This is a genomic window from Planococcus ruber (genome assembly GCF_022819085.1).
GTDB classification, from domain to species: domain Bacteria; phylum Bacillota; class Bacilli; order Bacillales_A; family Planococcaceae; genus Planococcus; species Planococcus ruber.
The window spans coordinates 195,414-214,635 of record NZ_JALHAG010000001.1 but is presented as its reverse complement, the minus strand read 5'-3'; the positions used below and the strand labels follow the sequence as shown (position 1 = coordinate 214,635).

Here is a 19,222-nt window from a genome sequence, read left to right as displayed (position 1 = left end):
TTGGGAGGGAAGCAGCAATCTCTTTGCATCAATTTTTATTGTTTTTCCGCACTGGCCGGTTCCTGGTAAATAAAGTTTTGGGTATAGTATTTCCCAAATACCCCTACGCCGATCTGATTGAATTTATCGGAAAGCAAAGTTTCCCGGTGGTCAGATGAATTGATCCAGCCATGGACAGCTTCAGCTGCATCAAAGTATTGCGTCGCCGTGTTCTCTCCTGCTTCATCAAACAGAATATTCGCTGCAGTTAACCGGTCATTTAAATTTTCCAGCTCGATTTCTTGGGAAGAAAAATCTTTTTTGGCGGTATTCTCACTATGTGCTCTTGCCAATAAATTAATGGAAGGATTTTCATACAACGGTTTTCGCTGATGATGCAGCCGGTACACATTCGTCAAATCAACGATTTGTTTGGCGTTCGCATCATCAATGGATTGCTGCAAGCTGGAGGAAGGCGTAATCGACGGCAGCAAATCTCCTACAAACATCATATCATATGGCTGATGCCTAATGAGCGTTTCCGCATCCATAAAACGCACTGCTTCCAACTTGTCATCTTCCACATCAATATAAAGCTGTGCATAGACTTCATCAAAACTCACTAACAATCGCCTGTTTATATCTTCTGCACCTAAATTGAAGGTGTAGATATTCGTTCCATATTTTACGGTTATTTCATTTTCAACAATCGTAAAGCGGTACAGCTCATCCAGCGTTTGGCCAATTTTATAAGGGGCCGTATCCGTAGCGGTGCCGGCTGTGTATACTTGGACCACTCTGCTTTCTTTTACACCAACCATCATATAATTAGAAAAAGAGCTATTGTAGATCCACCATTCGTAGCCGTAAGCGGACGGCTCGATCCGGTCAGGCATGCCGTAGTCATTCAGCCATTCATCTGTATCCTGCCCGATGTAAGTGGAGATGCCTTCTGCAGGGCGCTCTACATCCAAATCTTTTTCTACAATATCTTTTGCTGGCAATGGGTCCATTGTCGGCGGTGCTTCCAGCACTTCGTTTTCTTCTGTCGGCGAATCAAAATAAAAAAACACGATTAAAATAATCGAGAGAAAAATCATGATTTTCAATAAGTCCTTCAATCGACCAGCTCCTTAAATCCACTCGTTTCATAATTATAACAGTCGTCTGTATTCTGACACAATCTAGCCATTGCAACAAGTTCGAATATGATCTATTATTAAAGAAGCATTGAGTCAGTTTTGATTTAGAGGAGGAGATCCTATGTATTTTGAGAATACAGGACTTGAAGGCATTCGAGTAGATTTCACATTGCTTGATGACATTATGAGAAAACATGGTTTAACTAAAGAAGGTCAATGGGATTATGAACGCGTAACTTTTGACCGGAAATTCAAAGTTCATGAAGGCACATTCTACCTGCGCGTATTCGCATACGCCATTGATGGTGATATTGATGCTGGAGACGCAGTAGTACACGTGTTAAAGCCCGTTCTAGGCAAACACTACTACCCGCACGGCGTTGAATACGGTGAAGATGAACACTTCCCGGAACACTTGATCAAATCATGCACAGAAGTGTTGAAATCGATTCAAACGGATATTGAATCATTCAAAATCAAAGCGTAATAAATGGCCGCAGTTCATTGAACTGCGGTTTTTTTATTTTTCTTCGTTCGTTTTACGTGGTTATTGGTATACTAATATTAATCAATTATTAGGAGGTTCATTGTGCGGAAATGGCTAAATAAAAAAGTGCTGACCACAGCGCTTGTACTCTTAGCGTTAATTTTGGTGTCCATATACATATTGCCGATTTCAATCCCTTTGATCATCGGCCTATTGACTGCTATTTTTTTGGAACCGTTTGTCGGATTTGTCCAAAAACGGTTGAAATGGCGAAGAAAAAATGCAGTGTTGACGGTGTTCATCTTATTCCTTCTCATCGTCTCCGCCATTCTTTACTGGACCGTGACCCAGTTGATTGGCCGGATCATCCAATTTTCAAAAATGGTCCCAGACTACATCAATTCCATCTCAGATATGTGGAATGAAGTCCAATCGTTCTTTTTCCATTCCACAGAAGAATTGCCTGTAGAAGTGATTTCCTCTTTTGAAACCGAACTTGCCCAATTTCTTGAAGGCATTCGGGAATGGGTGCTCACCATTGTCAATTATGATACGGTTACCAACTTGCTGACAGGCATCCCTTCGTTTTTGGTCAGCTTCATCGTCTTTTTAATTGCATTATTTTTATTTATGCTTGAATTGCTGAATTTAAGAGAAATGCTTTTCAAACGCTTGAAGGATTCCACCGCGGAAAAAGTTCGGTTTATGGCTTCCCGCTTAAACAATGTCATCTTCGGCTTTCTCAAAGCGCAGTTTTTAGTGTCGGTCATTATTTTCATCGTCTCATTGATCGCTCTACTATTTATAGCGCCAGAGTATGCAATCATTATGTCCTTGGTCATCTGGCTCATCGATTTTATTCCGATTCTTGGATCCATCATTGTGCTGACGCCTTGGTTTGTCTACCAATTCATCATCGGGGATGTTTACCAAGGTACGCAGCTTGCAATATTGGCATTGGTTCTCCTGATCATTCGCAGAACGGTTGAACCGAAAGTGATGGGGACCCATATCGGCCTGTCCCCTCTTGCAACGCTGATCGCCATGTATATCGGCCTCCAGCTTTTCGGGGTGCTCGGCTTCTTCATCGGGCCGCTTATCGTCATTCTCTTCACTTCAGCACGAGAAGCCGGAATGATTAAAATTGATTTTAAAATATAAAAATGCCGTCCCAAATTCTTGGGACGGCATTTTTTTATCCACCGAGTATCGCTTTAAAGACGGAAGTTGTATGGCCGCCTTCGTAGATGACGTATAACAACAAGTAAACGACTACCCCTGTGATGGCTGTAGCGAACCAGATAACGCTTGTGATTGGCCCCAATTTCCGGTGCTTATCCAAACGGTTTTTCCAGCCCAGCCAAATAGTGATGAGCCCCATAATTCCACCGGTTGTGGCTAAGGTGATGTGGAAAATCAAAAAGATCGTATAGATCAGTTTGTATTCGTCCGGTCCGCCAAAGGCAGTATTGCCGATGAAAATCGTGCGGGACATATAAATAATAAAGAATGTCAATGCGGATACTCCTGCTGCCCACATGACTTTTTTATGCGCTTCAATTTTGCGGTTGATCACTAGGTACCAGCCAATCGCTACCAAAATTGCGCTTAATACGATAAAAAATGTACTGATGGTCGGTAATACCGGCAAATTCATCTAGATTTATCCCCTTTTGAACTCATTAAGCATTATGCCTGTGATAAGCCATTTTTTTTCTGTCTTGAATAGATTTCGCTGTAATTTCATCAGCATTATCATTCTCATTTCTTAGCCATTCATAGAATACCAGCCATAGGAAAACGGTGAACACCAGCTCCTGCAAGACCTTCATGACAATGCCGCCAGTTCGCTGGTCTTCCACAGTTGACATATTGGTAAATAATTCCGGACCGGATAGGTTTAGCTGTGACAACGTTCCAGTAGGTACACATAATGCCATTGCCTGAAGCCACGCTTCTGCATCTGAATACGTAGCGTAAAACGGGCTGCTGCTGAAAATGATCAGCGCACAAGCAGGCGTCATCAAGACGCTTAAGCCAAACAAATAACCAAGCTTTTTCAAACCATGGAATTTATAAGAGCCTTCCAAATTATTCACAACCGGCCACCAATAGAAGATTGCTGAGATAAACAAGATGCCGTTTACTACTGCATGGAGGGAGGTACTCGTTTTAACAAAATCAAAAACAAGTGGAATATGGTAAAAAGAAAATACCAGACCAAACAAAATCAGGGCCAACATCGGTTTTGTGAAGAAATGGAAGAGCGGTTTAACTATCGGTAAGTTGATAAACTTTCTCCATATCCACGAAGGAACCCCCATAATAAGGAGCGGCGGAACCAGAAGCAATAGAAATGCCATCTGCACCATATGCATCGAGAAGATGATATGGCCGAGAAGATCGGTTGGAGAACCTTTAATGATATAAAGCAACACCATACCTGAAACAAAAAGAATCGCTTCTTTCGTTTTTAGAGGCTCGCTGTCTTTAAATTTGTCTTTCCATTTTATCGTAAGCATAAAATACAAAATTGTAATAAGAACGAGAACTGCTAAGTAGTACGGACTCCATAGTGCCTGAAATCCGAAAATACTGATCGGCATGCTTGCATACCTCCTTTATCATAAGTACCCTCATTATATAGTGTGGTGTGAACTATATCAATGAACGAACTATGACAATTCATTTAAGGAAACCTGCTAGAAATTCTTTTCCTCATTTAAGGGTTCATGTGCTATTCATGCTTTTAAGACACCTGTCACGTGTGCCGCTCTTTTAGAAGATACTTAAACTCTATCCTATTAAACAAAGCTAAAAAAAAGCCCCCTGTCAGTCGACAGAGGGCTTTCTCATTCTTACCACCAAACAATTGTAACTAGCGCAAGAATCGTGATGAATGCTACGAACATTCCGCTGAACATAAAGAATGCAACCATGCCATGCCCTTTATTGCTCATATGCATGAAACCATAAAGTTGAAGCACGACTTGAACTGCAGCCAATAACAGAATGATTGGCGTAATCAAGTATGGAGAAAAGTCAGCAGCTACTGCTGTAAAAGCAATCAATGTCAAGAAGATCATGATTGCAAAAGACGTTAGCTGACCGCGCATTTCTTTTGATCTTTGACGGCGGATATATTCATATTCAGTTTGTGATCTTACGTGAGTATGGGTTTCATGTGCCATATTAACCGATCACTCCCATCAAATATACTACTGTGAAGATAAATACCCAAACTACGTCGATAAAATGCCAGTATAGTGAAACCAAATAGAACTTCGGCGCATTATACATATTCAATCCACGTTTTGAGTTGCGGACCATCAAAGCGATAAACCAGCTTAAACCGAATAATACGTGGGCTCCGTGAGTACCGACTAGTGTATAGAAAGCGGCACTGAACGCACTATGCGTATAACCGAATCCTAAATGGACGTAGTGGTTGAACTCATAGATTTCCAATCCAAGGAAAGCTGCACCAAGCAATACGGTAATTCCAAGCCATGCCTGCATTGCTTTGAAATTATGGTTCTTCATGTGATACATCGCGTAAACACTTGTCAGCGATGAAGTTAAAAGAATCATTGTCATTGCAAATACAAGTGGAAGTTCAAATAAATTAGAAGCAGCAAATTCCATGCCGCTTGGACCTTTGTCTTTCAATGCAAGATAAGTTGCAAACAAAGAAGCAAATGTCACCGTTTCTGCTGCTAGAAGCAGCCAGAAACCGACGAATTTATTTTTACCTTCCATAGTCGCCGTTTCAGGATGATCCGGCCACGATTGAGGGGTATATTTTTTATTTAAGTCCATCTGATTTACCCCCTTTAACATCTCTCAACAATTCTTCTTTTGAGATATGGAATCCTAGGTCGTCTTTTAATGAACGGAATAACATTGAACCGAATGTGATCACGAGTCCGATAATGATGACTGGGATCGTCCATCCTTTGTCTCCGTCCATATTGTAAAGAGCACCAAATGAAGCGACAAATAAACCAAATGACATTACGACAGGAACAAATGAACCGTTAGGCATGTGAATTTCTTCTAATGGTTCAGCGTAAACCATTCCTTCTTTGTTGCCTTCCATTTTTTCAATCCAGAACGTATCTAGACCACGAACTAATGGAGTTTGAGCAAAGTTATAGAATGGCGGCGGTGAAGCAATTGCCCACTCAAGTGTACGGCCGTCGCCCCATGGGTCATTGCTGACACGTTCGTTTTTGATGCTTGTCATTACGATGTTCACCAATAGAATGATGACTCCAAGCGCCATGAACAAAGCACCTACAGAACTGATCGCGTTAAACAAATCCCAGCCTTGGTCTGCGCCAAACGTATAAACGCGGCGCGGCATTCCCATAAGGCCAAGGAAATGCTGGATGAAGAATGTTAAATGGAAACCGATAAAGAATAACCAGAAAGTCACTTTACCTAATTTTTCGCTAAGCATAGTACCGAACATTTTCGGCCAGTATAAATGAGTAGCCGCTAAAATCGCTAACACTACCCCACCAACGATAACATAGTGGAAATGGGCAACGATAAAGTAAGAATCGTGAAGCTGGTAATCGAGTGGTGCGATGGCTTGCATAACGCCTGTTACCCCACCTGCAACGAATGAAGGAATAAATCCAATCGCATACATCATAGGAGTCGTGAACGAAATGCTTCCTCCCCAAATGGTCAATAGCCAGTTGAAGATTTTAACACCCGTTGGAACAGCGATGATCATTGTCGCTAATGCGAATACCGCGTTAGCAGTTGGCCCTAAACCTACAGTAAACATGTGGTGAGCCCAAACCATGAATCCGTAGAAACCGATCAAGATTGTTGCGAACACTAAAGCTGTGTATCCGAATAAACGCTTGCGAGAGAAAATCGCAAAGATTTCAGAGAAGATACCGAATGCAGGCAAGATCAAGATGTAAACTTCCGGGTGGCCGAAGATCCAGAACAAGTGCTCCCAGATGATCGTATTTCCTCCCATAGTTACGTCGAAGAAATTAGCGCCGAACATACGGTCAAATACCATAAAGAATACTCCAACTGTAAGTGGAGGGAACGCTAGTAAAATTAAAGCAGAAGCTACGAAAGTCGTCCAAGTGAACAACGGCATTCTCATGTACGTCATCCCTGGAGCTCTCATATTAATAATGGTAACTAAGAAGTTGATCCCCGAGATCAACGTACCGAAACCGGAAATCGTTAACCCAAGTGCATAGAAATCAATTCCGTGCCCTTCAGATGCGATGGCGAGCGATGCATAGTTCGTCCACCCTGCATCCGGTGCGCCGCCTAAAAACCATGAAAGGTTTAGGAAAACTCCACCAAAGAAAAACAGCCAAAATCCTAATGAGTTCAGGAATGGAAATGCTACGTCGCGTGCGCCGATCTGCAAAGGCATGATGGCGTTCATAAACGCTAGCAATATTGGCATGGCAGCCAAGAAAATCATGGTCGTTCCGTGCATTGTCAATACTTCGTTATACGTTCCAGCACTAAGGAAATCGTTTCCGGCTTTCATTAACTGGATTCGGATTAACATCGCTTCTATACCGCCGATTAGGAAGAAAATCCCTCCGGAAGCAAGATATAGATGTGCGATTTTCTTATGGTCTACTGTTGTCAAGTAGTCCCACATGGCAGCACCGAAGCCCTTTTTCTGAGCAATAGAACTCACAATGTAAACCTCCCTTTTTTAAGCTCCGATTCTTTTACTCTTCAACGGATAAAGACATCAAGTAAGCAGCAAGTGCATCAAGCTCTTGCTCTGTAAATGGCTTCCCATCGTTCAAAGACTCTGGATCCGGCATCAAGTTGCCTGGTTTGTATTCTTGTGGATCAGAAATCCATTTTTTAATGTTTTCTTCATTATGTTCTAGGTAGCCCGCTACACGGTTGCGGTCTCCAAATGTTGCTACGTTCGGTCCAACGCCGCCAGCAGCTCCAGACCCTGAAACAGCGTGACAAGCGATACAGCCAGCTCCGTCAGCTCCAAAAATCTGTTCTCCTTCTTGTGCAAGTGCACCTTCAGCAGGAGTAGCTTCTTCTTGCATTGCCGCTACCCATTGGTCGAAGCTTTCACGGTCCATTGATTTCACTTTGAAATCCATCAGTGCGTGTGAAGGCCCACAAAGTTCAGCACATTTTCCGTAGAAAACACCGTCTTCCAATTCAGCAGACTCTTGATCGAACGTTAAGTAGAAAGTGTTTACGTTTTCAGGGTTAGCATCCAATTTCCCACCAATTGATGGAATCCAGAATGAGTGCTTAACATCAGCAGAAATTAAATTGAAGTAAACTCGTTCATTGGTTGGGACAACCAATTCTTGAGCAGTTACAATACCTTGTTCAGGATATTCAAATTCCCACCAGTACAATTTCGCCGTAACGTTTACTGTCAAGTGGGTCATTGCATCACTATCTTCAGCTTGAACGTCCATTGTAGAAACGTCAGCCAAGTCGAAAGTGGAATAAACTGTTGGTACTGCAAGGATCAAAATCAGGACAATCGGAATCGCTGTCCATAAGAACTCAAGTTTCGCGCTTCCTTCCACTTGTTCCGGGATGACATCTTCCCCGATTTTTGAACGGCGGAATTTTACGATTGCCAAAACATAAATAATCGTTACGACAATGATTACGAATGCCATAACTATAGTAGACAAAATCAATAAGTTAAATTGATCTTGCGCAACTTCACCTGCCGGCAATAATGTGGAGATTTCTTCTCGTCCACATCCCGCAAGAAAGACCAGCAATGCAGTCATCAATGCGAAAAGGCGCCATTTCTTAAGCCCTTTAATCATAGCTCTTCATACCCCTCTCTCTCATTTGGTTAAAATTTTACTGAAATGCTGGAACTAGGCGAAGACGGCAAAAATGATCATCGAAACAAATAGGATGGTCATATAATTCAACGAATAGATGAACATTGTCTTCGCCCATTTCAAATCATCCGCCACTTTGAAGCCTTTAATGGCTAAAGCCAGCCACCCTACGTTCAAAAGTGTGGCTAAGATGAGGAAGCCTATTCCGAGATCCATTAACAGGAATGGCAGAGGGAACAGCAGCAAGACCCAAGCGAGCATCGACTTTTTCGTACGGTGGAAGCCTTTCACCACAGGCAGCATCGGAATTCCGGCAGCACGGTATTCTTCCGTGCGCTTCATGGCCAATGCATAAAAGTGTGGAGGCTGCCAGACGAACATGATCAAGAACAATGCCCAGGCACCCATTCCAAGTGCCGGTTCTACTGCAGCCCAACCGATTAGCGGCGGAATCGCTCCAGATATGCTTCCTACTATTGTATTGCTGACATGCCTTCTTTTAGACCACATCGAATAGAGGACGACATACGCTAGTATACCCGCAATTCCGAAAATACCAGCAGAAACTGAAGCAGAAAATAAAAATATTTCGCCTATAACGATGAAAGACAAAGCAAGTGCCAGTACAGCGGACGGCTTAAATCTTCCTGTTACAGTTGGACGCGACTTTTTGCTGGCCATTAACGGATCGATATCTGTATCGATATAGTTATTCATTGCTGCAGAACCTGCTATGATCAATGCTGATCCGACCAAGGTGTAGACGAGGATGTCCAACTCTTGCAGGAAGTGCCTGTCGGAAAATTGGAAAGCCAACCACAAACCTGTAAACACAGTGATTAAATTCGAGTTCACTATTCCGATTTTAATCAGCGCCAGAAAATCCTGGGTGAAGGTGGTCGTTTCCGGCGCCTGATGCGTTTCCGCAGACAAAGACCGGCCGTTTGACATATTACCCCCTCCTTTCAAAGTTGTAAGCATATTCCGCTAACCATAACTATATCTAAATTCCAGTTCTTTTTCTACATCTAACTGAAATTTCCTGATAAAAGCATGGTTTTCATGTAATTCGACTCAGAAATACGCTCTTCCTATCATACATGAGTCTCTTAATTATTTTAAGATAGAATAATAATTGTTTTTGAACAGTTTGTGAAGCATGCGCTAATATGTCCAAATCTTGAAAGTTTGTGCTCACTCCCTTTTTCCATTGTGTTTTTCTGGAACTTTCGCTATTATCGAGTATGTATGTAACGGACGTATAAAAGTTTTATCCAAAAAAAGTAGGTGGCATAATTGCAACAAGGCAAATATATAAAATGGTTTGCAGTAGCAGCCACCATCGGGATGCTCTTGATCCTTCTCGGTGGTGCACTCGTCACGAAAACGGACAGTGGAATGGGCTGCGGCCGCAATTGGCCAGATTGCAACGGAAAATTGATTCCAGATGAGATCACTGCTGAAGTGCTGATCGAATTTTCTCATCGCCTCGTCACCGGTACAGTCGGCATTTTGATTGTCGTCCTTGCTGTTTGGGCTTGGAGAAAATACGGACATATCCGCGAAACTAAATTCCTGGCTGTCATGGCTGTCTTCTTCTTAGTTCTTCAAGCATTGATCGGAGCTGCCCAAGTTTTATGGGGCCAAGGAGATTTTATCTTAGCGCTTCATTTCGGAATCTCGCTTCTTTCATTCGCATCGGTCCTCTTGCTGGCCTTGCTGATTTTTGAAGTTGACCGGAAATTCGATGCCGACCGGTTAGTCATCGGCAAAAAATTGAAGCTCCATACGATTGGCGTGACTCTGTATTCGTATATCGTAGTCTATACCGGAGCGCTTGTGCGCCATACCGAGTCGAGCCTAATTTGTGCAGATTGGCCAATGTGCCGGAACGGCGATTTCTCAATGCCGAACAATATGTACGAATGGGTTCAAATGGGCCATCGCTTCGCGGCTGGCTTGATTATCATTTGGCTTGGCTATATCGCTTGGCATGCGTATAAAAATTACAAGCAGCAGCGGGTGATCTATTGGGGTTGGATCATCGCATTCATCATCGTGCTCCTGCAAGCGACAACCGGCATGCTCGTTGTCCTGACTAAATTGAATCTAGCTGTAGCTTTGCTTCATTCCCTACTGATTTCAATGTTGTTCGGATTGCTTTGCTATATGATTTTGCTGGTATCCAGAAGCAGGCTTAAAAAATAAAAAAGTAGCCCGCGCAAAATGCGCGGGCTACTTTTTTATTTTCTTTCCATTTCAATTAGCAAATCACCTGTCGAGATGCCGTCTCCTGCCGCTACATGGATGGCTTTGATCGTACCATCGTAAGGCGCTTGGACCGTTGTCTCCATTTTCATTGCTTCCGTAACCAGCAAATGATCTCCGCGGTTTACTTTCGCTCCAGTTTCCGCAACAACTTTCAATACCGTTCCCGGCATTGTTGCCGCCAAATGAGATTCATTGGTCATATCCGCTTTTGGTTTGGCCTTGCTGTCGGTTTCCACGGAAATATCCTGGATGTTCACTTCCCGTGGCTGGCCGTTCAGCTCAAAGTAGATGGTCCGGTGGCCGTCTTTTTGAGGCTCGCCGATCGACACCAATTTGATCATCAAGGTCTTCCCTTTTTCGATCTCCACTTCGATTTCTTCGCCTAGCCGCATGCCGTAAAGGAAAGTAAGCGTATCGAGAACCGAAACATTGCCGAATTGCTTGTTCGTCGCCAAATATTCTTCGATCACTTTCGGATATAGCGCATAAGCCAACACTTCCTGCTTGCTTACTGGACGCTCCAGTTTCTCGAAAAGAATTTTCTTGATTTCATCAAAATCAGCAGGCTCCAGCAATTCCCCAGGGCGGACTGTGATCGGTTTGCGTTCTTTCAAAACGACTTTCTGCAATTCTTTCGGGAATCCTCCATGAGGCTGGCCGATATACCCTTCAAAGAATTCAATAACGGACTCTGGGAAATCGATGGTCTCTCCCCGCGATAAGACCGTTTTTTCATCGAGATCATTTTGGACCATGAACAATGCCATATCTCCAACAACTTTCGAAGAAGGCGTTACTTTCACAACGTCGCCAAACAGCATATTGACTCTGGAATACATGGACTTCACTTCTTCCCAGCGCATGCCGAGCCCGACAGCTTTTGCTTGCTGCTGCAGATTGCTGTACTGGCCGCCAGGCATTTCGTGGACATAGATCTCGGAATGCGGACTATTCATGCCGCTTTCAAAATCGCTGTAGTATTTGCGGACATCCTCCCAGTAATGGGACAGTTTTTCGATGGATTCAATATCCGTTTTCACTTCGCGCCCCGTGCCTTTCATGGCATAGTACAGGGAGTTCGCACTCGGCTGGGAAGTCAAACCGGCCATAGTGCCTAGAGCCGTATCAACGATATCCACTCCTGCTTCAATCGCTTTTGCGTACATATAGATGCCGTTGCCGCTTGTATCATGTGTGTGGAGATGGATCGGCAACGAAATGGTGTCTTTCAGTTCTGAAATCAAACGGTAAGCGGCTTCCGGCTTCAATAGGCCGGCCATATCTTTAATAGCCAGGATATGGGCACCAGCGGCTTCCAGTTCTTTTGCCATTTTCTTGTAATAATCGACTGTATATTTGTCTCTGCTCGGATCCAATATATCGCCCGTATAGCAAATAGCCGCTTCGGCCACTTTGCCGGATAAACGGACTTCATCAATTGCCACTTCCATGCCTTTAATCCAGTTTAGGCTGTCGAAAATTCGGAAAACATCAATGCCGGCTTCTGCCGAATTGCGGGCAAATTCCCGGATGACATTATCCGGATAATTTTTATAGCCGACGGCATTGGCGCCGCGGAAGAGCATTTGGAACAGGACATTCGGCACTTGTTTCCGCAGCTTTTCAAGGCGCACCCACGGGTTTTCTTTCAAGAAACGGTAAGAAACATCAAACGTGGCGCCTCCCCACATTTCCATAGAGAATAAATCATGCTGCAAACGTGCTGTTTCGTTGGCGATATTGAACATATCGTGAGAGCGCACGCGCGTCGCCAATAACGATTGGTGTGCATCGCGGAAAGTCGTATCGGTCAAGAGCACATCCTTTTGTTCATGAATCCACTTCGTCAGCCCTTCAGCTCCTTGCTCGTCCAAAATCTGCTTGGTGCCTGATGGCGGTGCATCCGCTAGAATGATCTGCGGCTTTCTTGGAGCTGTATGGATCGGCTTCGCCTTTTTCTCGATTCCCGGGAATCCGTTGATCGTCACATTGCCGATATAACTCAATAATTTCGTTCCGCGGTCTAAGCGAACCGGGAATAGGAACAGCTCTGGCGTAGAGTCGATAAAACTTGTATCAAACTCCCCTTTAATGAAGTTTTCGTGTTTTACCACATTTTCAAGAAACGGGATGTTTGTTTTGATCCCGCGGATCCGGAATTCCTGGAGATTGCGGTCCATTTTCGCCGCTGCTTCTTTGAATGTCACTGCCCAAGTGGATAATTTAACCAATAAAGAATCATAGAAAGGCGAAATGACAGCTCCCTGGAATCCATTTCCGGCATCCAGACGAACGCCAAAACCGCCGCCGGAACGATAAACCATCAGCTTGCCGGCATCGGGCATGAAATCGTTCAGTGGATCTTCTGTCGTCACGCGGGACTGGATGGCATAGCCGAAAAGCGGAATTTCTTTCTGCTCGGGAATGCCGATCACGTCACTGTGCAGCTCATGGCCGCGGGCGATATTGATTTGGGCATGGACGATATCAATTCCGGTAACCATTTCCGTAATCGTATGTTCCACTTGAATTCTTGGGTTTACTTCAATGAAATAAAATTCATCGTTTGCTACCAAGAATTCAACGGTTCCCGCATTTATGTAATCGATATTTTTCATCAGTTTAACAGCAGCGTCGCAAATGCGGTTGCGCAGTTCGTCGCTTAATGAATTGGAAGGAGCAATTTCCACGACTTTTTGATGTCGCCGTTGAATCGAGCAATCCCGCTCATACAAATGGACAATATTGCCGGCCGTATCCCCTAGAATTTGAACTTCAATATGTTTCGGTTTATCCACAAATTTTTCTACATACATTTCGTCGGAGCCAAACGCCGCTTTCGCTTCTGATTTCGCCCGTTCATATGCAGATGCCAATTCTTCCTCCGTTTTGACGATGCGCATGCCACGTCCGCCGCCGCCAAGAGAAGCTTTGATCATTAATGGGAATCCGGCCTTTTTGCTGAATTCAACCACTTCATCCAGCGATTCTACGGGTCCGTCTGTCCCTGGAATTACTGGAATGCCGGCTTGTATTGCCTGTTCGCGGGCTTTAACTTTATCCCCGAACATATCGAGGTGCCTAGAAGTCGGTCCGATAAAGGCAATCCCTTCCTCTTCGCAGCGCCGCGCAAAGTTCACATTTTCAGATAGGAAGCCATAGCCCGGGTGGACCGCGTCAGCTCCTGAATCTTTGGCAATACGAATGATGTCTTCAATGTCCAGGTAAGCGTCAATCGGTTTTTTCCCTTTGCCGACCAAATAGGATTCGTCAGCTTTATAGCGGTGATAAGAACCACTATCTTCTTGCGAATAAATCGCAACTGTTGGAATTTTCAGTTCAGTACACGCGCGGAAAACCCGAATTGCGATTTCTCCGCGGTTTGCTACTAAGATTTTGTTGATTTCTCTCACACCGCAGCAACCCCTTTTATTTTTTCGATTTTTCAACTTTATGGAACATGGAAACATTCATCAATACTCCCATAGCTAAAGATAACAAAATTACGGACGTTCCGCCATAACTTATAAACGGAAGCGTCACCCCTGTCAGCGGAATCAGCCCAGTCAAGCCGCCTAAGTTGACAAAGGACTGGATGCCGATCATGCTGGCGATGCCTGCGGCCAGCATGCGCGCCAATGGATCTTTGGTTGTCATGGCGATGGAAAGTCCGCGCAAGATGATAAAAGCCAAACCGCCTAAAACGAATAATACTCCGAACACACCGAGCTCCTCAGCAATGATCGACATGATGAAATCCGTATGCGGCTCCGGTACATAGCCAAGTTTTTGGATCGATTGGCCAAGCCCAAGCCCTTTCAACCCGCCTGATCCGATGGCCAAGTAGCCGTTGACGATCTGCAGCCCAAAGCCCAATTCATCTGTAAACGGATTGAAGAAAGCATCCAGCCGGCCCAGCCGCTTTTCGGTGAAAATGGCATCTGAAGCAAACACCATAATCGGGACGATAAAAATGGCTGCTGCACCAATTACGATAGAGGCAAGCTTTGCAAAAGATTTAAAGCGGATGCCGCTTGCTGCCATTACCGACAACCCGACCGCACCAATAATCATCATAGAACCCAAATCGGGCTCGAAAAACACTAAAATCAATACAAATGTCAAAATACTGACAGGCGGGATGATGGAATTGCCCAGTTCATTGATGGTGCCATTTCGGTATTTATTCGAGAATACGCCTGCCAAATAGAAGATGATGCCAACTTTTGCCACTTCTGACGGCTGGACATTCCCAAAGCCCAAGTTGATCCAACTGACGGCTCCACCGGCTGCCGAACCGATAAAGTGGACGAGAATCAAGCCGAGAAAAACAACTCCAAGCACGGTCATCATCATCCATTTTTTGTTGAAATGCTTATAAGGAAAAAACGCCGCTACGACAAAAACCGGGAAAGCGAACGCCAAGTTCTGGATCTGCTGTATGTAAAAACGGTCGGGCTCGCTGCCATACCGATTCACCGACCAGGCCATGCTCGAACTGTAGATCATGACCAGTCCGAAAAGGGTTAGCGCTATGTAGACAAAAAATAAAGGGTAGTCAAAGTTCTTTGCATATCTCTTGATGTATTGTTTCATGATTTCTATACCTCGATTTATTGGATTAGTAAAAAAACTCAAACAGGGTTCGTTTGAGTTTTAAGTCATTTATTTGTGTACGCATCATGAAGGATGGAAAGTTTCTTCTCCAGCGTATCCATTAGAATTTTGCCGGTTTCACGTTCAATAAGACCCAGCTTTACTGCAAAGTCGATTTCGCGCGAGAGGCCGAACATCTGAGTATCGAGCACTTCTTCGTATAAGGGGCATGAAGGCAAAGTCAAATGGTCCATTTGGACTTTGATCAGTTGCTCGATTTTTTCCGCATCTGCTTTGAGGAGTTCCAAAGCCTTCGCCTGATATGTTTGTTCTTCTGTATGTTCCATGAGGACTCCCCCATTAATTGATATTTATACCTAATAACCTGTTTAAAGTGTATCTTTTAATAGATGAAAATGCAAGCGTCTATCGGGCATAGAATTAATCCCTTTAGGATTTTGGCAGGAAAAGGTATACTTAATGGAGATCGATTATTTGATGGAGGGTTTTAGCATGGAAACTATCGTACCGTTTAAAGGTAAAGTGAAATTTAAGATTACATTGGATCCGACTGTTTGGATTTTTGATGACCGCAAACTTGACCTCACTACGTATTTCAGTGAAGAACGCATCATAAAAGACGAACTGGAAGAATATAAGCGCGGAATGGGTGAACATTGGTCGCGTGAAATTATGGAAGGCGCCACTGTACCGCCCACGCTGAATTCCGAAAAAAAATACAAAAGACAGGAAAAGCAGGAGATGATGACCGGAACTTTCGGCATGGTCTTAAAACCGTTCATTGAAACCGCAGAACCGGGAAAAGACGCGTCAAAAGCCGTCTTCGAAACCGCTTCCGGGGAATACAGCTTTCCTCTTGAAAGCGCCAAAGAACTGATTTTCAAGTTCAGCGAAAACGGAAAGCCGTTAAAAGAAAACGGCCCTGTCCACATTTTGCTGCCGGATGGATCGAACCAAGACGAGCCAATAACGGATGTGTTCGCCATCCGGGTTGAGTAGGAGGATGGAATATGCGAGTCCAATGTGTAATCTGCGATAAAATGGAAGAATTGGTCGATGATACGCTGGAGGCAAAACGCCTGCGCAACCGGCCCATCCATACCCATATGTGCAAGGAATGCCATGACCGGATATCCGAGAGAACGAAAGAACGGCTCGCAACGGGGGCGTTCCATTTTTACCGGAGTTCCCGCCAAATTGAGGATGACTTCTGATGAAGGCACTAAAAGGCATATGGATCGGCTTTTGGAGCGGGCTGCTTCTCGGGCTGCTCTTGAAGTGGATTCAGAAGGTCACAGGCGAACAAGTATACACATTATTATTAAATGTTGATTTCATCCCGGTCATTGGAAAGGCCAACTGGTCGGAGCCGGTGGAATTCACTTTTCATCTGGCCATCTCCCTGTTGATCGCCATTGTCTATGTATATTTGGCGAAACGCCGTCCTTATACCTTTGGCCAAATGACCTTGCTGAGCCTGTTTTTGTGTATTCCGACTTTTATCCTCTTTTTCCCTTTGTCTTCTTTGGCCGTTCGAACCGATGTGCCGGCCCTTACCGATATGGGCGCCTACCTTTACTGGATATTGGCGCATTTGACTTATGCCCTTGCGCTTCCCATTCTTTATAAAACATTTGAACGCAAAAACGCTGCATCTCAATGAGATGCAGCGTTTTCGCGTTTTTCACGCCATAGGCGGATTTTGTAGAGAATCAAAATCAACGCAGCAATGACTAGTCCTTCTACTACCGGAAGGAAGAAGGCCAAGAACGTTAAGCCTAATCCCCCGACAAAAAGGAAGATGCCGATTACTACATTTTTTCCGATAGGTAGTTTTTTTGCAAATCCTAGCTTATAAACGAAAGCCGACAGCAAGAAGATGACTGCAAAAAGTGCATATCCCGCAACTGTAAAATTCGGCAGATTTTCATATAAAACTCGGGCTACGGGATACATTCTGTCATAGACAAAAGCTTGCTCGTCCACAGATTATACATCCTTCCTATAAATCAATTATTCTTCGATCGCAACTTTCTTTTTCTTAGCCATGCGCTCGCGTTCGTTTTTATCTAGAATTTTCTTGCGCAAACGGATGTTTTGCGGCGTAATTTCGCAATACTCATCATCCGCCAAATATTCAAGCGCTTCTTCAAGACTCATTAAGCGAGCTTTTTTCAAAGTAGTTGTCTGGTCTTTGTTTGCTGAACGGATGTTTGTCGCAGCTTTAATTTTGACGATGTTCACTGTCAAATCGCTGTCGCGGTTATGTTCGCCGACAATCATGCCTTCATAGATTTCTGCACCGACTTCAACAAAAGCCGTACCGCGGTCTTCAATGCCTGTTAGGCCATAAGTTGAAACTTTTCCGCGTTCCATAGAAACCAACACCCCTTGACGGCGTCCGCCAACACGTCCTGAAACCACTGGCTGGTAGCTGTCGAACGTATGATTGATGATTCCGTATCCACGGGTTTGAGTCAAGAACTCAGTTGTGTAGCCGATCAAGCCGCGCGCTGGTACGTTGAATACCAAACGGACTTGGCCGTTTCCGTTGTTGACCATATCAAGCATTTCGCCTTTGCGTTCACCAAGCGATTCGATGATTGATCCTGTATACTCTTCCGGTACGTCGACTTGAACTCGCTCAACCGGCTCACAGCGAACGCCGTCCACCATTTTAACGATAACTTCAGGTTTTGATACTTGAAGCTCGAAGCCTTCACGGCGCATGTTTTCGATTAAGATGGATAAATGCAGCTCGCCGCGTCCTGATACGATCCAAGCGTCTGGCGAATCTGTCGGGTCAACGCGCAACGATACGTCCGTTTGCAATTGAGCATCTAAACGTTCCTGGATTTTTCTTGATGTGATCCATTTACCTTCTTTACCGGCAAACGGGCTGTTGTTTACTAGGAAAGTCATTTGCAATGTCGGCTCGTCAATGCGAAGGACCGGCAATGCTTCCTGATGGTCTGCCGGGCAGACTGTTTCTCCAACGTTGATATCTTCCATACCAGAGATGGCAATTAGATCGCCAGCTTCTGCTTTTTCAATTTCAACGCGTTTAAGGCCCATAAACCCGTGCATTTTCGTTACACGGAAGTTTTTGACGCTGCCGTCCAGTTTCATCAAGGCAACAGATTGGCCGACTTCGATCGTTCCGCGGAAAACGCGGCCGATTCCGATACGTCCAACATAGTCACTGTAATCAAGAAGTGCTACTTGGAATTGAAGTGGCTCATCTCTGTTATCGATTGGCGCTGGCACATGTTCCATGATTGCATCATAAATAACCTGCATATTTTCTTCTTGATCTGCAGGATCTGATGAAAGACTTGCAGTACCGTTCATACCTGAGGCGAAAACTACTGGGAATTCCAATTGTTCGTCATTAGCTTCAAGTTCGATGAACAATTCGATGACTTCGTCAACCACTTCTTCCGGACGAGCGAAATCACGGTCAATTTTGTTGACAACGACGATCGGCTTCAAATTCTGCTCAAGAGCTTTTTTCAAAACGAAGCGTGTTTGCGGCATACAGCCTTCATATGCGTCAACTACCAACAAAACACCATCAACCATTTTCATGATCCGTTCAACTTCGCCGCCGAAGTCAGCGTGTCCCGGTGTATCCAAGATGTTGATTTTAGCATCTTTATATTGAATCGCAGTGTTCTTCGCAAGAATAGTAATCCCGCGTTCTCTCTCGATATCGTTAGAGTCCATAGCACGTTCTTCAACGTGTTCGTTTGAACGGAAGATTCCGGATTGTTGTAGCAGCTGATCCACTAGAGTTGTTTTACCATGGTCAACGTGGGCAATAATAGCAATGTTTCTTAAATCGTTACGTAAGTTCGTCATACTTTCACTCCAATATTCTTTTT

Annotated in this window: 19 protein-coding genes; 6 read left to right on the top strand and 13 right to left on the bottom strand. The window is 44.3% G+C overall.

Annotated elements, in window-relative coordinates:
- Window positions 1–35: 35 nt before the first annotated feature.
- On the bottom strand, window positions 36–1,100 hold the full coding sequence (locus MTR82_RS01020) for a CAP domain-containing protein (protein WP_246807413.1): 1,065 nt from the start codon (window positions 1,098–1,100) through the stop codon (window positions 36–38).
- Window positions 1,101–1,242: 142 nt separating this feature from the next.
- Between MTR82_RS01020 and MTR82_RS01015 the strand changes: the two genes are divergently transcribed.
- Both MTR82_RS01015 and ytvI read left to right on the top strand, forming a co-directional pair.
- A complete protein-coding gene (locus MTR82_RS01015; RefSeq protein WP_052651074.1) occupies window positions 1,243–1,608 on the top strand; it encodes a YugN family protein in 366 nt (121 codons plus the stop codon).
- 102 nt (window positions 1,609–1,710) lie between these two features.
- Window positions 1,711–2,769 (top strand): sporulation integral membrane protein YtvI, encoded by a 1,059-nt coding sequence (gene ytvI / locus MTR82_RS01010; protein ID WP_246807412.1) that lies wholly within the window; start codon window positions 1,711–1,713, stop codon window positions 2,767–2,769.
- Between the two features lie 34 nt (window positions 2,770–2,803).
- Here the strand turns inward: ytvI and MTR82_RS01005 are convergent, their stop codons facing one another.
- The 7 genes from MTR82_RS01005 to cyoE all read right to left on the bottom strand — a co-directional run bounded on the left by MTR82_RS01005 (window position 2,804) and on the right by cyoE (window position 9,401).
- On the bottom strand, window positions 2,804–3,265 hold the full coding sequence (locus MTR82_RS01005; protein WP_052651072.1) for a DUF420 domain-containing protein: 462 nt from the start codon (window positions 3,263–3,265) through the stop codon (window positions 2,804–2,806).
- Between the two features lie 25 nt (window positions 3,266–3,290).
- Window positions 3,291–4,214, bottom strand: a complete 924-nt coding sequence (gene ctaG, locus MTR82_RS01000) for a cytochrome c oxidase assembly factor CtaG (RefSeq protein WP_246807411.1) — start codon at window positions 4,212–4,214, stop codon at window positions 3,291–3,293.
- A 252-nt stretch (window positions 4,215–4,466) separates the two neighbouring features.
- A complete protein-coding gene (gene ctaF / locus MTR82_RS00995; protein ID WP_052651070.1) occupies window positions 4,467–4,799 on the bottom strand; it encodes a cytochrome c oxidase subunit IVB in 333 nt (110 codons plus the stop codon).
- Window position 4,800: 1 nt separating this feature from the next.
- On the bottom strand, window positions 4,801–5,427 hold the full coding sequence (locus tag MTR82_RS00990) for a cytochrome (ubi)quinol oxidase subunit III (RefSeq protein WP_052651069.1): 627 nt from the start codon (window positions 5,425–5,427) through the stop codon (window positions 4,801–4,803).
- Entirely contained in the window at window positions 5,414–7,300 is a 1,887-nt protein-coding gene (locus tag MTR82_RS00985; RefSeq protein ID WP_052651068.1) for a cytochrome c oxidase subunit I, read from the bottom strand. The genes MTR82_RS00990 and MTR82_RS00985 overlap by 14 nt, the downstream gene beginning before the upstream one ends.
- Window positions 7,301–7,334: 34 nt before the next feature.
- Window positions 7,335–8,429 (bottom strand): cytochrome c oxidase subunit II, encoded by a 1,095-nt coding sequence (coxB, locus tag MTR82_RS00980; protein ID WP_052651067.1) that lies wholly within the window; start codon window positions 8,427–8,429, stop codon window positions 7,335–7,337.
- Between the two features lie 54 nt (window positions 8,430–8,483).
- On the bottom strand, window positions 8,484–9,401 hold the full coding sequence (gene cyoE, locus MTR82_RS00975) for a heme o synthase (protein ID WP_052651066.1): 918 nt from the start codon (window positions 9,399–9,401) through the stop codon (window positions 8,484–8,486).
- A 396-nt stretch (window positions 9,402–9,797) separates the two neighbouring features.
- On the opposite strand from cyoE, the gene MTR82_RS00970 reads away from it, so the two are divergent.
- Window positions 9,798–10,658 carry a COX15/CtaA family protein gene (locus tag MTR82_RS00970; RefSeq protein ID WP_199876648.1) on the top strand — a complete coding sequence of 287 codons (861 nt, stop codon included), beginning with the start codon at window positions 9,798–9,800 and terminating at the stop codon, window positions 10,656–10,658.
- Between the two features lie 35 nt (window positions 10,659–10,693).
- Here the strand turns inward: MTR82_RS00970 and pyc are convergent, their stop codons facing one another.
- The 3 genes from pyc to MTR82_RS00955 all read right to left on the bottom strand — a co-directional run bounded on the left by pyc (window position 10,694) and on the right by MTR82_RS00955 (window position 15,664).
- Window positions 10,694–14,134 (bottom strand): pyruvate carboxylase, encoded by a 3,441-nt coding sequence (pyc, locus tag MTR82_RS00965; protein WP_246807410.1) that lies wholly within the window; start codon window positions 14,132–14,134, stop codon window positions 10,694–10,696.
- A gap of 16 nt (window positions 14,135–14,150) precedes the next feature.
- Window positions 14,151–15,317 (bottom strand): FtsW/RodA/SpoVE family cell cycle protein, encoded by a 1,167-nt coding sequence (locus MTR82_RS00960; protein ID WP_052651063.1) that lies wholly within the window; start codon window positions 15,315–15,317, stop codon window positions 14,151–14,153.
- Between the two features lie 65 nt (window positions 15,318–15,382).
- Window positions 15,383–15,664: an Fpa/YlaN family protein gene (locus tag MTR82_RS00955; protein ID WP_052651062.1), complete on the bottom strand. Its 282-nt coding sequence runs from the start codon at window positions 15,662–15,664 to the stop codon at window positions 15,383–15,385.
- Between the two features lie 166 nt (window positions 15,665–15,830).
- On the opposite strand from MTR82_RS00955, the gene MTR82_RS00950 reads away from it, so the two are divergent.
- From MTR82_RS00950 to MTR82_RS00940, 3 genes are read left to right on the top strand one after another with little or no spacing between them, the layout of a single operon-like run.
- The gene (locus MTR82_RS00950; RefSeq protein WP_052651061.1) at window positions 15,831–16,337 is read left to right on the top strand and encodes a hypothetical protein; all 507 of its coding nucleotides are present in this window, start codon (window positions 15,831–15,833) and stop codon (window positions 16,335–16,337) included.
- 11 nt (window positions 16,338–16,348) lie between these two features.
- A complete protein-coding gene (locus MTR82_RS00945) occupies window positions 16,349–16,552 on the top strand; it encodes a YlaI family protein (protein WP_052651060.1) in 204 nt (67 codons plus the stop codon).
- The gene (locus tag MTR82_RS00940; RefSeq protein ID WP_246807409.1) at window positions 16,552–17,001 is read left to right on the top strand and encodes a hypothetical protein; all 450 of its coding nucleotides are present in this window, start codon (window positions 16,552–16,554) and stop codon (window positions 16,999–17,001) included. Before MTR82_RS00945 ends, MTR82_RS00940 begins: the two co-directional genes overlap by 1 nt.
- On the opposite strand, the gene MTR82_RS00935 is transcribed toward MTR82_RS00940, so the two are convergent.
- Together MTR82_RS00935 and typA are read right to left on the bottom strand one after the other, a co-directional pair.
- Window positions 16,995–17,324: a YlaH-like family protein gene (locus MTR82_RS00935; protein WP_052651058.1), complete on the bottom strand. Its 330-nt coding sequence runs from the start codon at window positions 17,322–17,324 to the stop codon at window positions 16,995–16,997. The genes MTR82_RS00940 and MTR82_RS00935 overlap by 7 nt on opposite strands.
- Window positions 17,325–17,351: 27 nt before the next feature.
- Window positions 17,352–19,199 carry a translational GTPase TypA gene (typA, locus tag MTR82_RS00930; protein WP_052651057.1) on the bottom strand — a complete coding sequence of 616 codons (1,848 nt, stop codon included), beginning with the start codon at window positions 19,197–19,199 and terminating at the stop codon, window positions 17,352–17,354.
- Window positions 19,200–19,222 lie beyond the last annotated feature (23 nt).

Bases quoted from the DNA above. Each gene is read 5' to 3' on its own strand.
- MTR82_RS01015 (WP_052651074.1), top strand. From the start codon at position 1,243: ATGTATTTTGAGAATACAGGACTTGAAGGCATTCGAGTAGATTTCACA.
- MTR82_RS01005 (WP_052651072.1), bottom strand. From the start codon at position 3,265: ATGAATTTGCCGGTATTACCGACCATCAGTACATTTTTTATCGTATTA.
- ctaG (WP_246807411.1), bottom strand. From the start codon at position 4,214: ATGCCGATCAGTATTTTCGGATTTCAGGCACTATGGAGTCCGTACTAC.
- ctaF (WP_052651070.1), bottom strand. From the start codon at position 4,799: ATGGCACATGAAACCCATACTCACGTAAGATCACAAACTGAATATGAA.
- MTR82_RS00990 (WP_052651069.1), bottom strand. From the start codon at position 5,427: ATGGACTTAAATAAAAAATATACCCCTCAATCGTGGCCGGATCATCCT.
- coxB (WP_052651067.1), bottom strand. From the start codon at position 8,429: ATGATTAAAGGGCTTAAGAAATGGCGCCTTTTCGCATTGATGACTGCA.
- cyoE (WP_052651066.1), bottom strand. From the start codon at position 9,401: ATGTCAAACGGCCGGTCTTTGTCTGCGGAAACGCATCAGGCGCCGGAA.
- MTR82_RS00970 (WP_199876648.1), top strand. From the start codon at position 9,798: ATGCTCTTGATCCTTCTCGGTGGTGCACTCGTCACGAAAACGGACAGT.
- MTR82_RS00960 (WP_052651063.1), bottom strand. From the start codon at position 15,317: ATGAAACAATACATCAAGAGATATGCAAAGAACTTTGACTACCCTTTA.
- MTR82_RS00955 (WP_052651062.1), bottom strand. From the start codon at position 15,664: ATGGAACATACAGAAGAACAAACATATCAGGCGAAGGCTTTGGAACTC.
- MTR82_RS00950 (WP_052651061.1), top strand. From the start codon at position 15,831: ATGGAAACTATCGTACCGTTTAAAGGTAAAGTGAAATTTAAGATTACA.
- MTR82_RS00945 (WP_052651060.1), top strand. From the start codon at position 16,349: ATGCGAGTCCAATGTGTAATCTGCGATAAAATGGAAGAATTGGTCGAT.
- MTR82_RS00940 (WP_246807409.1), top strand. From the start codon at position 16,552: ATGAAGGCACTAAAAGGCATATGGATCGGCTTTTGGAGCGGGCTGCTT.
- typA (WP_052651057.1), bottom strand. From the start codon at position 19,199: ATGACGAACTTACGTAACGATTTAAGAAACATTGCTATTATTGCCCAC.